This window comes from Mycobacterium sp. E1715 (assembly GCF_001667625.1).
In the GTDB taxonomy this organism is placed as follows: domain Bacteria; phylum Actinomycetota; class Actinomycetes; order Mycobacteriales; family Mycobacteriaceae; genus Mycobacterium.
The window spans coordinates 1-13,995 of the sequence record NZ_LZJJ01000512.1 but is presented as its reverse complement, the minus strand read 5'-3'; the positions used below and the strand labels follow the sequence as shown (position 1 = coordinate 13,995).

The 13,995-nt window shown below is 66.2% G+C and carries 13 protein-coding genes; 10 read left to right on the top strand and 3 right to left on the bottom strand.

What is annotated here, in order from left to right:
- Nucleotides 1-201 precede the first annotated feature (201 nt).
- On the top strand, nucleotides 202-615 hold the full coding sequence (locus tag A9X03_RS25180) for a DUF6636 domain-containing protein (RefSeq protein WP_156746672.1): 414 nt from the start codon (nucleotides 202-204) through the stop codon (nucleotides 613-615).
- A 37-nt stretch (nucleotides 616-652) separates the two neighbouring features.
- Nucleotides 653-1,822 (top strand): acyl-CoA dehydrogenase, encoded by a 1,170-nt coding sequence (locus tag A9X03_RS25175; protein WP_067780127.1) that lies wholly within the window; start codon nucleotides 653-655, stop codon nucleotides 1,820-1,822.
- Here the strand turns inward: A9X03_RS25175 and A9X03_RS25170 are convergent.
- Nucleotides 1,819-2,376: a TetR/AcrR family transcriptional regulator gene (locus A9X03_RS25170; protein ID WP_156746671.1), complete on the bottom strand. Its 558-nt coding sequence runs from the start codon at nucleotides 2,374-2,376 to the stop codon at nucleotides 1,819-1,821. The two genes, A9X03_RS25175 and A9X03_RS25170, sit on opposite strands and share 4 nt — an antisense overlap.
- Before the next feature lie 201 nt (nucleotides 2,377-2,577).
- Between A9X03_RS25170 and A9X03_RS25165 the strand changes: the two genes are divergently transcribed.
- Both A9X03_RS25165 and A9X03_RS25160 read left to right on the top strand, forming a co-directional pair.
- Nucleotides 2,578-3,840, top strand: coding sequence for a hypothetical protein (locus tag A9X03_RS25165; protein WP_231975465.1), 1,263 nt, complete (start codon nucleotides 2,578-2,580; stop codon nucleotides 3,838-3,840).
- Nucleotides 3,841-3,933: 93 nt separating this feature from the next.
- A complete protein-coding gene (locus A9X03_RS25160; RefSeq protein ID WP_067780123.1) occupies nucleotides 3,934-4,779 on the top strand; it encodes an SDR family NAD(P)-dependent oxidoreductase in 846 nt (281 codons plus the stop codon).
- Here the strand turns inward: A9X03_RS25160 and A9X03_RS25155 are convergent.
- Nucleotides 4,776-5,633 (bottom strand): SMP-30/gluconolactonase/LRE family protein, encoded by an 858-nt coding sequence (locus tag A9X03_RS25155; protein ID WP_067780119.1) that lies wholly within the window; start codon nucleotides 5,631-5,633, stop codon nucleotides 4,776-4,778. The two genes, A9X03_RS25160 and A9X03_RS25155, sit on opposite strands and share 4 nt — an antisense overlap.
- A 458-nt stretch (nucleotides 5,634-6,091) precedes the next feature.
- Between A9X03_RS25155 and A9X03_RS25150 the strand changes: the two genes are divergently transcribed.
- Together A9X03_RS25150 and A9X03_RS25145 are read left to right on the top strand one after the other, a co-directional pair.
- The gene (locus A9X03_RS25150) at nucleotides 6,092-7,654 is read left to right on the top strand and encodes a serine/threonine-protein kinase (RefSeq protein ID WP_068015631.1); all 1,563 of its coding nucleotides are present in this window, start codon (nucleotides 6,092-6,094) and stop codon (nucleotides 7,652-7,654) included.
- Nucleotides 7,655-7,873: 219 nt separating this feature from the next.
- Nucleotides 7,874-8,947: an HNH endonuclease gene (locus A9X03_RS25145; protein ID WP_067780114.1), complete on the top strand. Its 1,074-nt coding sequence runs from the start codon at nucleotides 7,874-7,876 to the stop codon at nucleotides 8,945-8,947.
- A 151-nt stretch (nucleotides 8,948-9,098) separates the two neighbouring features.
- Here the strand turns inward: A9X03_RS25145 and A9X03_RS25140 are convergent, their stop codons facing one another.
- The gene (locus tag A9X03_RS25140; RefSeq protein ID WP_067780112.1) at nucleotides 9,099-9,551 is read right to left on the bottom strand and encodes a VOC family protein; all 453 of its coding nucleotides are present in this window, start codon (nucleotides 9,549-9,551) and stop codon (nucleotides 9,099-9,101) included.
- A gap of 85 nt (nucleotides 9,552-9,636) precedes the next feature.
- Between A9X03_RS25140 and A9X03_RS25135 the strand changes: the two genes are divergently transcribed.
- The 4 genes from A9X03_RS25135 to A9X03_RS25120 all read left to right on the top strand — a co-directional run.
- On the top strand, nucleotides 9,637-10,890 hold the full coding sequence (locus A9X03_RS25135) for a cytochrome P450 (protein WP_068263517.1): 1,254 nt from the start codon (nucleotides 9,637-9,639) through the stop codon (nucleotides 10,888-10,890).
- Nucleotides 10,891-12,051, top strand: a complete 1,161-nt coding sequence (locus A9X03_RS25130) for an alpha/beta hydrolase (protein WP_067779810.1) — start codon at nucleotides 10,891-10,893, stop codon at nucleotides 12,049-12,051. It abuts the gene before it with no gap.
- Nucleotides 12,048-13,049: a tocopherol cyclase family protein gene (locus tag A9X03_RS25125; RefSeq protein WP_067779807.1), complete on the top strand. Its 1,002-nt coding sequence runs from the start codon at nucleotides 12,048-12,050 to the stop codon at nucleotides 13,047-13,049. The genes A9X03_RS25130 and A9X03_RS25125 overlap by 4 nt, the downstream gene beginning before the upstream one ends.
- Before the next feature lie 60 nt (nucleotides 13,050-13,109).
- Nucleotides 13,110-13,995 (top strand): NAD-dependent epimerase/dehydratase family protein (locus A9X03_RS25120; protein WP_068263525.1); only part of this gene is annotated, 886 nt, incomplete at its 3' end.

The following is a 13,995-nucleotide window of genomic DNA, read 5'->3' as shown; positions in this document are numbered from 1 at the left end:
TGTGACTGGAAGTGGTAGAGCGGGTCCGCGTGCGCCGGGCCCACCGCGGTCGCGGCCGCCAGGAGCGGAACCGCGGCGACCATTGATGCCTTCATGATGACGTTGTAATCCTTTTGGGCGGCCAGGTGAAGGCCCCCGCGCAAACTCATTTCGGGATTATCGGTCCGGTCCACCGGCGCACAGGCTTACGCTCAGCAAATGATGAGGACCCTCGCTGTCGCCGCCGCGACGGTCGCGGCCGCCACCGTGATGCCGGCGACCGCGCACGCGGACACCCAGAACTTTCAATCGCCGTCCGGCAACGTCACCTGCGTCCTGGGCGGCTTCGGTGTGGCGTGCGACATCAGCGACTTCGACTACCAGCCACCGCCGCCACCGGAGTGCGGCAAGCATCTCGCCTGGGGCAACCGCTTCGTGTTGAACCTGGGCGAGCCGGCCGCCATCCACTGCCACGGCGACACCCTGCGCTTCGCCGGCGAGCCGACCCTCGACTACGGCCAGACCCAGTCCGCGGGCACGATCACCTGCGACAGCGAGCCGTCGGGCATGACGTGCACCGACAGCAGCACCGGGCACTACTTCCGGGTGTCGCGGGATTCCTACGACCTCGGCTGAAAGCAACCATACAAAATAGTATGGTACGGTCGGCGCCATGTCCGCGGTCGACACACACCCGACGTACGGGATCACCGACGACTTCGTCGCCCGGTTGGCCGAGCGCGCCGAGGAGGCCGAACGGCTGCGCCGGCTGCCCGCGGCGACGGTCGACGAGTTCCGGCAGACCGACCTGTTCCGGCTGTTGCTGCCCGCCCGGTTCGGCGGCATCCAAGCCTCGTTTCCCGAACTGCTGCAACCGATTCGGCGGATGGCGCACGGCTGCGCGTCCAGCTCCTGGACGCTGGGCTTCTACGCCCTGCACAACTGGATGCTCTCGCTGTTCGACATGCGGGCCCAGGAGGAGGTGTTCGCCGCGGGGCCGGTGCTGGCACCCGCTCCCCTGGCCCCCACCGGCCGCGGCACCCCGGCCGACGGCGGGGTGCGCCTGACCGGCCGGTGGTCGTGGGCGACGGGCGCGATGGACGCCGACTGGATGATGGTCGGGGCGCTCGTCGAGCGGCCGGACCGCATCGATCCGGCGCTGGTGCTGCTGCCCGCGGCGCAGGTCGAGGTCGTCGACACCTGGCACACCGCGGGCATGCGCGGCACCGGCTCCCACGACGTCGTCGTCACCGACGCCCTCGTCCCCGAGCACCGCCTGGTCGCGGTGGCCGACATCTACGGCGGGACGGCGCCGGGTGCGCGGGCACATGACGCGCCGACGTATCGGTGGCCGATGGTGCCCGCGCTGGCGCTGGTGGCGTCGATGCCGGTGCTCGGCGCCGCCGAACGGGTGACCGAGCTGTTCGCTGAGCGCCTGGGCGAGCGCGTGCTGGCGTACAGCGGTGTGGCGCAAAAGGATCAGCCGGCCGCCCAGATCCGGCTGGCGAGCGCGCGGGTGCGGTTGCGGGCGTTGCGGGCGCTGGTCGACGAGACGGCCGGCGGCATCGACCGGATGGTGAGTGCCGGCGAGCGGGTGGGCCGCTCGGTGCGGGCCGAGGCCCGGCTGGCGGCGGCCCACACCGTGCACGAGAGCAAGGCGATCATCGCCGATCTGGTGGAGGCCTCGGGGGCCAGCGCGCAGTTCCTGTCCAACCCGCTGCAGCGCTTCAAGCGCGACGTGGACATCGCGGCGGGGCACGTGGTGTTCGATTACGACGTGAGCCGAGAGTTGGCCGGGGCGTTGGCGATTGGGGCCAAGATCTCCCCGATCGCGATGGTCTAGTCCTTGAGCATCAGCTCGAGGAAGCGTTCCCGTTGCGCCGACTGTTGCGCCTGCTGGGCGGAGCCGGCCAGGTGCAGCAGGCCGATGCCGGCGGCGAACGTCAGCTGGGCGCGCAGCTTGGCGTCCTCGGCGCCGAAGCCGTAGTCGCTGTAGGCCTTGGTGACGGCGCGCAGCAGGCGCCGGTCGGCGGCGCGGATGTTGGCGGCGGCGGCCGGGTCGGTGCGGGCCCATTCGCGCATCGCGCGTTCGAGCGTCCAATATCCCGGGCTGGTCAGCGCGGTCATCATGGCGGACAGGCGTTCTCGCGGGGGCAGCGCGTCGAGTTCCGCCAGCGACCGCCGGTCCTTGTCCAGGAAGGTGTTCCAGGAGTCGACCAGCGCGTTCCGGTAGCTGTCCATATCGGCGAAGTGCCAGTAGAAGCTGCCGCGGGTGACGCCGGCCTGCTGGCAGAGGCGCTCGATCTTCAGGGAACGCACCCCCTGCTCGGCGAGCAGCGTGTAGCCGGCCTGCAGCCAGTCCTCGACGGTCAGGCGCGGGGGCTTGCGCGCGGTCACAAGCTGCAAGGTTACGGGTGGGCGCGGCCCGGGGTGGGTCATCGCGCCGGCTGCCCCCTCCCCGGCCCCGGTGAATTCCTCCCGAACACGCGGCGAACCCGTGGGTCTGGCTATGGCATGCGTGTAATGTCCGGGTTTGCTAGCCGAGAAATTCCTGTTAACTCTTGGCCGTTTTGCTCGGCCGAAGGATCAGGGGGTGCCGTGACCGAGGTGTCCGAGCGGTCGGCGGCGATCGATGCCGACGAGGTCGTGGTGTCCTTGCAGGACGAGTCGCTGCTGCTCGGCGGTGACCCCGCCGCCGTCGAGTCTTATCTGAGCAAGCTGCGCGCGACCGCCGGGCAGGGGTTGCGCGTTACCGGCATCGACAGCGCCTCGTTGGCGAACGCGGCGATCGCCGGGCTGGCCTCGCTGCTGGCCGACTCCGGCAAGTACGTCCAGCTGCACCGCGACACCGTGGAGGCGCTGAAGGAAGGCAACCTGGTCCCGGTCGCCGACGGCTTTTTCCGGTTGACGACGGGCGCCGATGACGTCTTTGCCTATCTGCAGTGGCGACCCGAGCTGCTCGGTCCCGAGGTGATGCTGTCGGCGCAGATGCTCGCGGTGCAGATGGCGTTGAAGTCCGCGGTCGCCGAGGTCGAGGACGCCGTCCGGCGGGTGGAGGACAAGGTCGAGGCGGTGCTCGAGGTCGCCAGGGCGCAGCGCGCCGGCGACGTCCTGGGCAACAGCCTGACCGTCTCGCGGATGGTCGAGTCGCTGGAGAAGTACGGGTCGCTGCCCGATGCGTACTGGGATTCGGTCGCCGCGCTGGGGCCGGCGCTCAATGTCGCCGTCTCGCAGCTGCGCAATCACGTGAGCCGCGTCCTGGCGTCCTTCGATCACGGCCTGCCCGTGCAGCAGCGCGCCGCGAAGCTGCGAAATGCCATCGGCGACAACCGGCTTGGCGACACCCTGAGCCTGCTGGTGATCGCAGAGGAGGCGCTGCACAAGTGGCAGCGGCTGAACCTCGCGCGGATCGAGACCAAGGAGCCCGATCAGCTGCTGCGGGCGATCGACGAGGCTCGCGAGCTCGTCGACCATCACTTGCGCGAAGACCTCGACATCTACCGGAGCGCGAAAGAAGTGCTCGACCGCTTCGGGCAGTCCAAGGCGGTCGACGGCTTCCGGTTCTGGGCGGTGCGCGAGCTGGCCAAGCAGGGCGTCGTCCTGCGCGACGAGCTCGACCGCTTCGCGAAGGCGCGCCAGCACCAGGTGGAGACCTGGGAGGACTTCCACATTCCGAGTGTCTTGGACGCTGCCTTGGCCACGCTGGGGGCCGTCGGCGGCGTCACCGGCCGGGCGTTCGTGGCCGTCGGCCGCGGGGTCGTCTACTTGGGCGGGCACGTCGTGGGGCCGTTCCGCGGGCGTGGTGATGACGGCTCTGAAGCCGGCAGCTCTGATCTCGAGGAACACCAGCCGGCGTGCTGAGCAGCCGTCGTTGACTGCGGTCGAGGCCGCCTCGATACTCCACCAGTACGGCCGCCGGCGCTTCCCGGCGCTTGGCCCGCGAAGGAGGTCGGCGTGATCGATTTGGGGCTCTCGGGCAAGCGTGCGGTGGTGTCGGGCGCGGGCTACATCCCCGAGCGTGCGGGCCACGGCTGGTTCACGTCGCTGGCCCTGGCCGACGCGGGCGCCTCGGTGGCCTGCATCGACATCGACGAGCGGCGCGCGGAACAAGTTGCCGGCGAGATCGTCGGCCGGGGTGGTCACGCCGTCCCGATCGTCGCCGACATGACCGACCCCGAGCAGGTCGGCCGGGCGATCGACGACGTCGAGGCGGCGCTGGGCGGGATCGACGTGTGCGTCGACATCATCGGCGGCGCGACCTGGTCGAAGGTCGAGGACTTCACGCCCCAATTGTGGGACGCGGCAATCCATTACAACCTGACCCAGGTGTTCTACCTCTTTCAGGCCGCCGCCAGATACATGATTGGTCAGGGCAGCGGCGGCTCGTTGGTGGCGATCGCCTCGGTCGACGGCATCGCCTCGGCGACCTACCACGCCGCCTACGGCGCGGCGAAGGCCGGCGTCATCTCGCTGGTCAAGACGTTCGCAGATGAGCTGGGGCGGTACGGCATTCGCGCCAACGCGGTGGCGCCCGGCAATGTGGGCTCGGGCAACGAGGACCAGCCGCCCGGCGAGTATGCCGTCAACGGGATCAATCCGCTGGCGGCGCCACGCGCGCATGACATCGCCAACGCCGCGTTGTTCCTGTCCTCCGAGCTGGCCGCCCGCATCACCGGTCAGACCCTCGTCGTCGACGGCGGTGCCACCATCCGCCAGCTGTGGGGGTTGGGCGAATCGATGATCCCTTCGGACCCGGAGGCCGCTTTGCCGAACTTTATGCGGCCCGGGCCGTCGGGCTAACGCTGGTGGATGAGCGGCAAGCCCGCCACCGAGCTTCTCCCCTTCAGCACGTACGGCGCCGTGATCGAGCCGATGTAGATGTCGCGCATATCCGGCCCGCCCCACGCGATGCTGGTCGGGCTTCTTAAGAGCGCGCCGTCGGGGTCTTCGATCACGGTTGTCGTCGTGCCATCCGGGCGGATCGCCACGATCTTGTTGGCCAAAACGAGTGTGACCCAGAGGTTTCCCTCGGCGTCGAACGCGCATCCGTCGGCCATTCCCCATCTCTTGGCAACTTCCGGGTCGGCCATTAGGCGGCCGGCGTCGGGGCCGTACTCGTCGGGGCGCCGGTCGCCCAGCGACGGTCCGTATTGCTCTGGTCGGCCGAGCGTCTCGCTTTGGATCGGAAACCGCACCACGTCGGCGGTTACCGTGCGGACCACGTACAGGTGGTCCTCGTCGCGATCCAGCGCCATGCAGTTCGGGAAGCTCACCCCGTCAGCGACCACTCGCACCGATCGGCGATCCGGTGCGACCCGGAAGATGAACCCGTCCGCGGTGCCCCGCGCGATCGTGTCCATGAGGTCGTCCGACATCGTGCTCACCGAGCACCACAGCGCCCCAACGGAATCCACTAGAACGAAGTTCAGCCATCGTAGCGGGCACCCGTCGAGTTCGTCGCTCAGCACTTCTGCGATCTCGCCGGTCTCCGGCTCGAGATCCTGAAGCACGCCGAGACCCCAATTAGCGATCAGAAAGTGGCCGTCGCAGTCCAGTGCGATGCCGTTCGGCTCGCCGCCCGCCTGGCCGATATGCCGAATCGTGTGTTCGTCGATGAGTTCTGCGACAGCCGAGGCCTTATCGGATGCGAACACCCGGCCATCGCTGGCAACCACAACGTGTTCCGGGCGATCCACTCCGCACCCGATTTGATGCAAGCCGGTCACCTCGAGAGGGCTTTGGCCTATTTCGCTCAACAGTATCCCTTTGTCAGAACATGAAAGCCGCATATCCGCCCACTATGGTCGCAGCGATCGGATGGTAACGGCGTCCAAATCGCGCTGCAGCGCCTAGGCGTCCGCGCTCAGCATTCGGTCACTTTGGCTCAAGAGTTCGACATTCTCCCCCGCCAGGTTGTGGCCGCCACCGTACCCCGGCGATAGCGCCGCCCAGAAGAGTTCCGAGCATCCCAGCGGTGTTTGCTCGTTGCATTTGTCCGGACCAAATTGCAGATCCGGCGGCAGCGCATAAATCCATCGTTACTTGGGCAAACCCACCAAAGAGGGAGTCAACTGGATGGACACTGATCGCAGCGAAGAAAAGGAAGTGTGCTGTGAGGTCACTGGTCGGCAGTGCGTTTGGACGGTACGAGATCAGGCGGATGCTTGGCCAAGGCGGTATGGGCGAGGTTTACGAGGCGTACGACACCGAAAAGGGCAGAACCGTAGCACTCAAGTTACTCACAGACCGATACGCGCAGGACGAAACATACCGTGCCCGATTTTTGCGTGAATCCCATGCGGCAGCAATCCTGCAGGAACCGCACGTCATTCCCATCCATGACTGGGGAGAGGTCAACGGCGTTCTGTACATCGACATGCGGTTAATCCGAGGGGAAACCTTGCATGAAATGCTCAAGAGCGGCCCCCTAGAACCAGAACGAGCGGCCGACATCATCCGACAAATCGCGGCGGCTTTGGACGCCGCGCACGCCGAAGGGCTCATCCACCGAGACGTGAAGCCGCAGAACATCATTGTGACGTCCGACGATTTCGCGTACTTGGTCGATTTCGGTATCGCCGAAGCCAAAGGCGACACCCACCTCACTATGTCGGGCTACCAAGTCGGCACCTTCGACTACATGGCCCCGGAACGATTGGGCGATGGGGAAGTGACGGCGTCGGTCGACGTCTACTCGCTGGCGTGCGTCCTCTACGAGGCGCTGACGGGCGCCAAGCCGTTTCCAATGCACAGCGCCGAGCAGGTCATCGGCGCGCACATCTCGTCGCCACCCCCTAGACCAAGCATCGTCAATCCACGCGTTCCCACGGCTTTCGACGAGGTCATCGCTCGCGGCATGGCAAAGCATCCCGACGACCGCTATAGCAGTGCCGGCGCACTGGGCCGCGCCGCCAAGCGAGCGCTGCAAGGAGAATCGTCGACCCCGCCCCAACCTGACACAGTGCTAGCGCCTCAATACGTAAGCGGGCCTCCGAGCTATCCACCGTTTAACGCCCTTTACGCTTACCCTGGAACGGCTCCAACACCAGTCGTCAACGGCGACCAAGGGCGCTCTAAACAGTTCATCGTGGGGATCTCTATCGGGATCGCGGTGGCGTTGGTGGGCGGCGTCGGTGTGGTGATCGGCCTCCTCGCTCACCAGGACTCCAACGGCTCCGAGCCTTCCGCGGCGCCGCTCGTCCCCTATTCGAATCCAATATTCACGACCTCCCCGACAGAGTCGTCATCGACGTCACCGTCGACTCAAGCTCACACCACGGTGACTTCTGCGCCGCAAGATCCTACGCAAGAGCTTCGGCAGATCGCAGCTGACGACCGACCTTGGGTAAGCGCGCAACTGACTGACCGCTGGGTGCCGCAACTCAGTTCCAAGCGACCCGGCGTCGTCGACAACGGCCAGGTGTGGGACAACGCAATGACGCTCCAAGAGCATCTTCAGTTGCGGCAGCGCTTCTCGAACGTGAGGCTGCTCTGGTCAGGTGACTGGTCGACGTTTTCAGCGCCGGACTTCTGGGTGACTATCGCCGGCATCACTTTCCCAGACTCCGCGGGTGCGTTGGCATGGTGCGGGAACCAGGGGTTCGATCGAGACCACTGTGCCGCCAAGATTGTCAGCACCACCCATCCCGTTGCGGGGAGTACCGCGTACAACTGATGCGAGTATGCGGAACCGAATGAAGCCACTGGGGCTCGATAACGGCGCTCAAGTGCCCCAATCCTCATGCTGCCGTCTCGTTATCCGCAGCAGCAGCAGCAGCAGTGTCTCGCTTTTGTCCGGTAGCACATCACGAACGAGTTCACCCTTGCGGTCAACTCCCAGCAATAATGCATCGGTGGAGTTCCCACCTCTCCAAGCTGATATCGGCGGGGCGCCGTGAACGGTGACGGAACCGCACAAGACTCCCTTCTGCTCGGGCAGCGGGTCGTCGCGATCCTGGAGACCGGCCTGAGAACCGCGACGTATAAGCTCGCCACGCTAATGGCCTTGATCGACCATTGCATCGAAAACATTCCAGAGCGGCCCGAAGACGTCCTACGGGTGCCGCTGCCCGTGCTGGCCCACAGGGTGCTCGAAATCTATTGGCAGCAGGTGCGCCCGTTCGAAGGTCATGAAGTGCGCCAATCCACCCAGCCGCGCGCCCGAATCTTGACCGCCACGGAGTCGCTACGAGATGCAGCCGGGCTCACGGGAAGCGGCACATCAGTGGATATAGCCAGGTTGCGCGCACCAACGGCATACCGAAGCGCGATCGAAGACATCACCCTGTGCCTGGCCCAACAGCCATTGCATCGGCTGCAGAAACTGCCGGGCGCCTCGATGAGCGATCCCTTCCTCTATGACGACTCGTTTCTGCACGACCACGTGTCGCGGTTATCACTGCGCAGACACGGTGACGCCATCGAACTTCGACCGGGTGTGGCGCACGGCCTGGCCCGGCTTGCTGGTCTACTAAAGCCTGCCCTGGAGATTATGTGGGTCGATGACGTGCGACGGATGAACAGATTTCTCGACGAAAAGGTCCCCGACGTCGCAGGTCACCTCTTCGGACGCGAGCGCGCCGCCCTGGGCGCAGTGCGCGAGCCGTTCAAGCAGGCGTTCGGGCCGCACTGCTTTTATTGCGGCGAGCACCTGCCGGTGAACAATCCAGTCGACCATGTGCTGCCATGGTCGCTAGTTGGCATTGACGGCCTGGCCAACCTGGTGCTTGCGTGTGCCCGCTGCAACGGAGACAAAAGCGGAGCGCTTCCAACGGTTTCAATAGTCGAGCGCGTGCTCGAGCGTGATCGCGGAGTGCTCGAGCAAATCGCCTCCACGATTCAGTGGCCGACGCAGCATGACCGGGTCGCATCCGCTGTGCGCGGCATTTACCGTGTGCAGCCGCCGGGAGCGCCAATGTGGGCAGGCTACAAGCGAACTGAGCAGCTGGATGTCGGCTTTTTTTGGTAATGATGTGAATCTCGCACGCACGTACTCGGTCAGCGCGAAACTGAGCCCCACTCTCAACGCTCAACAAGTCCCATAGCAAATCGACATGAACGGCAAGCCGCATGGTTTAAGAGAACGCTCGGTGCGCCGGTCGAACCGGGTGGGTTGTTGACTACGGCCGAGGCGGCAACGCCGCCAACCACCCGTCCGAAAGCAGCTCCAGCAACTGCCCATCAGGATCCCGAATCATCGCCATCGCCTCGGTCACCGTCGCGTCGACTACCGCTCCCCCAAACTCCGCCACTCGAGCCAGCGCGCCCGGGAGATCGGACACCGAAAACGAAATATGCGTCAGCCCAACCTGATCCATGACCCGCTCCGACCCGGCGTGAACCTGACGCTTCGAGTAATCCATCAACTCGAGCACAAACCCGTCGCGTACCAAGTACGTCGCGTGCACCCCGAGCGGCTCGGGAAGTTGCACCAGCTTCGACGTCGGGCCGTCGGGCGGATCGAGCTCCCACCAGAACTGGAACCCGAGCACATTTTCGTAGAAACGCCGCGACCGCTCGCGATCGGAGACGCACAATCCGACATGGTTGAAGGTCGTACGGTGACTACTCATCGTGGCCTTTCTCGACGGAACCGACCAGCGTAATAATGCAAAGATAGTGTAGAAAGCCGACGTCGCCGGGTGGAGGAGCAACCAGATGACAACCCGTCCCGACGTCACCGAAGACGCCATCGTCGACTTCGACCACCACTCCGACGCGTTCAACCTCAACGAGAACGCCATCAACAAAGACCTGAGAAGCAAGTGCCCCGTCGCCTGGAACGAGAACTACGGCGGATTCTGGTTCCTCAGCAGCTACGACGCGGTGAGCCGAACGGCCAGAGACGGCGACACCTTCGCCCACAAATACGAGCCCAACGCCGACGACGGTGTCGACTACCAGGGCGAGATGGGCGTCCCGCGCCCCGATGGCCAGCCGGCCCTGGGCATCGGCGAGGTCGACGGGCCCTACCACCAGGCCCTACGCCACGCGCTAGCCCCGTTCTTCTCCCCCGGCGCCGTCCAAAAGCTCAAGCCGTTCATGGAACAGAAGGCGCATGAGTTCCTCGACCACAAGATCGAGGACGGCCGCATGGACCTCGTCCTCGACTACGCCAGCCCGGTGCCGGCGATCCTCACCATGAAGCTGATGGGCCTGCCCCTCGACAACTGGCACCTCTACGCCAACCTCTTCCACTCTGTCATGGCCGTGCCCCAGGACAGCGACGAGTACGCAAACGCCATCGCCAAAGTCCCCAAGATGATGGAAGAGGTCCTCGACTACGCGGCCGGCAGACGAGCCAAACCGGAAGACGACCTCACCAGCTTCCTCATCCAGTTCGAGTTCGACGGCCACCGCCTCACCGACGAACAGCTGCTCAACATCCTCTGGAACCTCATCGGCGGCGGCGTCGACACCACCACCTCCCAAACCGCGCTCACGCTCCACCACCTGGGCACCCACCCGGCCCTAAGGCAACAACTCATCGACCGCCCCGAGCTGTACCGCACCGCCACCGACGAATTCCTGCGATACTTCTCGGTCAACCAAACCCTCAGCCGCACAGTCACTCACGACGTCGAAATCAACGGCCAGCGCCTGAGAAAGAACGACAGAGTCGTCATCAGCTGGCTGTCGGCCAACCACGACGAAAAAGAATTCCCGAACCCCGACGAGATCATCCTGGACCGCGCGCCCAACCGGCACGTCGCGTTCGGGCTCGGGCCGCACCGCTGCATCGGCTCGCACCTCGCGCGCCTGATGGCCGAGGTCATGGTGAAAGCCGTCCTCGACCGCATCCCCGACTACCGAGTCGACGTCGACAACGTCCACCAATACCTCGGCAACCCCAGCATGACCGGGCTCGGCACGCTGCCGGTCACCTTCACCCCCGGAGCGAAACGAGGCTAGATGCACGCCAACCCGATGACACACATGCTGGGTCCGTTCACCCGCACCGGCGGCTTCTACGCCCGCTCCTGGGGCACCTACCTGGACCGTCAGCCCGACGAGCTGCCGGTGGCCCGGCCCACCATCGCGCTCGCGGCCCAGGCCTTCCGCGACGAGATCCTGCTCAGCGGCTTCAGCCTGCTGCGTCGGGCCCCCGACTCCAAGACCCTCGAACGGATCGACACCGAAGTGCTTGCCGCACAAGCCTTCTACAAAGACAAGGGCTGGCTCGACAACCCCGAGGGATTCTTCGCCCCGCCCCCGCCCCCCACCGACGTCACCGTCAAACGCGTGAGCAGCATGGGACGCAACTACGAGCGGCTGTCCTTCGACAGCGACTACGAACCCCTCGACGGCGAACCCGGCCGGGAACGGTGGCGCAGCTACACCGGCAACGACCGCGAATACGCCCTGATGTTCCGGCACCGCCGGCCGCGGCCGTGGCTGATCTGCATCCACGGCGCGGAGATGGGACGGGCTGCGCTCGACCCCATGCTGTTTCATGCCTGGCACCTGTACCGGCATCTCGACCTCAACGTCGTGCTACCGGTACTCCCCCTGCACGGCCCCCGAGCCAGCGGCGGGCCAAAGTTCCCCAGCGAGGACGTGCTCGACGACGTGCACGGCGCCGCGCAGTCGGTCTGGGACATCCGGCGGCTGATCAGCTGGATCCGCGCGCAGCAGCCCGACGCGGCGATCGGGGTCAACGGCATCTCCCTCGGCGGCCTGATTTCGTCGCTGGTCGCCAGCCTCGACGACGGCCTCACCTGCGCCATCCTCGGCGTGCCCGCCGTCGACCTGGTGAACCTGGTCGGCCGTCACGCCGGCCTCAGCGGCCACACCGGTCTGCGCCACACGATGGACTCGGCCAAGCCCCTCGGCCGGATGATCTCGCCGCTGGCGCTGACCCCGCGCGTGCCCAAAAAGGGCCGCTTCATCTACGCCGGCCTCGCCGACCGCCTGGTGCACCCGCGCGACCAGGTCACCCGACTCTGGGAGCACTGGGGCAAACCCGAAATCCACTGGTACCCAGGCGGTCACACCGGATTCTTCCGCTCGCGGCCCGTACAGCGTTTCATCGACGACGCGCTCGTGCAATCGGGGCTGGCCGACAAGCGATGACCGCCTCCTACCTGCGCTGGATAGCGGCCAACGCGGCCAAGCCATTGGTCCACGCCTATCGGCGCACCGGCGCCGACGTTCCCTTCGGCGACCCGGTCCCTTCGCACGGCACCGAAATGGAGGGCTGGTTCTGGCGCCTCACCGACGCCGCCTCGGGTCGCGTCGTCGTCGCGCTGTGCAGTGTGAACCGGCACCCGGACGGCGACTGGGCCACCGTCGCGGTCGCGCTGCATCCCGGCGACGTGGTGCGCTCCGCGGTCGTGGATGCTGCCGAGGCCGAGTCGTCGACCTTCTCGGTGCACGCCGGGACCTTCCCCGACGCGCGTCTGGCGGCGTACCTCGATCGACTCCAGATCGACCTCGACGGAATCCACCTCGATTTGCATTTCACCGATCCGTTCAACTGGCCCAAGGCCTTCGGCGGCGGCGGCGTCTTCTCGTCGGTGCCGTTTCTGAACCAGTACTGGCATCCCTACCGGCTCGGCGGAAAGGCCACCGGCACAGTCGAATTCCGCGACCGTACGTGGTCGTTCAGTGACGCCCGGCTCTACACGGAACGCAACTGGGGTGCGGGCTTCCCCGAGCGGTGGTGGTGGGGTCAGGCCCACGATTTCGGCGACGCCGACGTCTCGGTCGCGTTCTCGGGGGGCCTGCTTCAGCTCGGCCCGATCCGCAGGGACGTCACCGGAGTCGTCGTGCGCCTCGGCGACCGTGTCATCCGGATCACCCCGCCGGCGCCCGTGCGATCGGAGGTCGGCGACGGGCGCTGGAGCGTGTCCGCGCGCACCCGCCGCTACCACATCGAGCTGGACGGGGACGGCACCCGCGCGGACCCGCACGTCTTGCCGGTGCCGCTGCCCGCGCAGCGGCGCAACATCGACACCGACTTCGAGCACCTCGCCGGTCGATTGCGTTGCCGTGTGCGCGAATACGGCGAGGTGGTGTTCGACGGCACCTGCGAGCTGGCCGGCCTGGAGGTCGGCAGCCGGCCGGCCTAGATCGTCACGACGCCGTCCCTCTCATACCACCTGGCCACCACCCGGTAGAGTCACGAACTCGTGCGAATCGCAGTGACTGGTGGCACCGGGTATCTCGGTGCGCACATCGTCCGTGGCCTACTGAGCGCCGGCCATGAGGTGCGGCTTCTGGCCGAGCACGGCTGGGAGAATCCCGAACTGCTGCGCAGGTTTTCCGAATTCGGCTCGATAACCGTGTTAACCGGCGACGTTCGCGAGCCCGATACCGTGTCGACGCTGCTGGACGGCTGTGACGCCGTCCTGCACGCCGCCAGCGTGGTCGGGACCGACAGCCGGCGTGAGAACCTGATGTGGGAGATCAACGCGTTCGCTGCCGAGTCGATCCTGCGTCAGGCACACGACCGCGGGCTGGACCCGATCGTCACGATCAACAGCTACGCCTCCCTCTTCTCGCCGGAGGTCTCGGTGATCGGGCCGGATACCCCCACGGCGGCGGGTAGGTCGGCCTACGCCAAGACGAAGGGTTACGCCGACCGTGCTGCCCGGCGGCTGCAAGACGAGGGGACGCCGGTCGTCATCACCTATCCGTCCAGCGTGGTCGGTCCGGCCTTGGCGACCGCCCCGGGCATCACCGAACAGGGTTGGGCGCCGATCATCCGCGCTGGTGTGGCGCCGCGACTGCGGCACGCTGGAATGATGATGGTCGACGTGCGCGACGTCGCCGATGTGCATGTCGCGTCGATGCGCCCAGGCCACGGCGCAAAACGATACGTGTGCGGCGGCGTGATGCTGAGCTTCGATGAGATGATCGATGCGCTCGAGGCGGGCTCCGGCCGTCACATCAGGCGAATCCCGTTGAACGGAGCGGTGTTTCGGGCCCTGGGTAGGGTCGCGGACGCCGTCGGGGACCGCCTTCCACTCGGGGCCGGATTTAGTTTCGAAGCGGCACAACTGCTCACCGCGGCGA

Excerpts from the sequence above, each read along its gene's own strand:
- A9X03_RS25180 (WP_156746672.1), top strand. The coding sequence starts at position 202 with ATGAGGACCCTCGCTGTCGCCGCCGCGACGGTCGCGGCCGCCACCGTG.
- A9X03_RS25175 (WP_067780127.1), top strand. The coding sequence starts at position 653 with ATGTCCGCGGTCGACACACACCCGACGTACGGGATCACCGACGACTTC.
- A9X03_RS25140 (WP_067780112.1), bottom strand. The coding sequence starts at position 9,551 with ATGAGTAGTCACCGTACGACCTTCAACCATGTCGGATTGTGCGTCTCC.
- A9X03_RS25135 (WP_068263517.1), top strand. The coding sequence starts at position 9,637 with ATGACAACCCGTCCCGACGTCACCGAAGACGCCATCGTCGACTTCGAC.
- A9X03_RS25130 (WP_067779810.1), top strand. The coding sequence starts at position 10,891 with ATGCACGCCAACCCGATGACACACATGCTGGGTCCGTTCACCCGCACC.
- A9X03_RS25125 (WP_067779807.1), top strand. The coding sequence starts at position 12,048 with ATGACCGCCTCCTACCTGCGCTGGATAGCGGCCAACGCGGCCAAGCCA.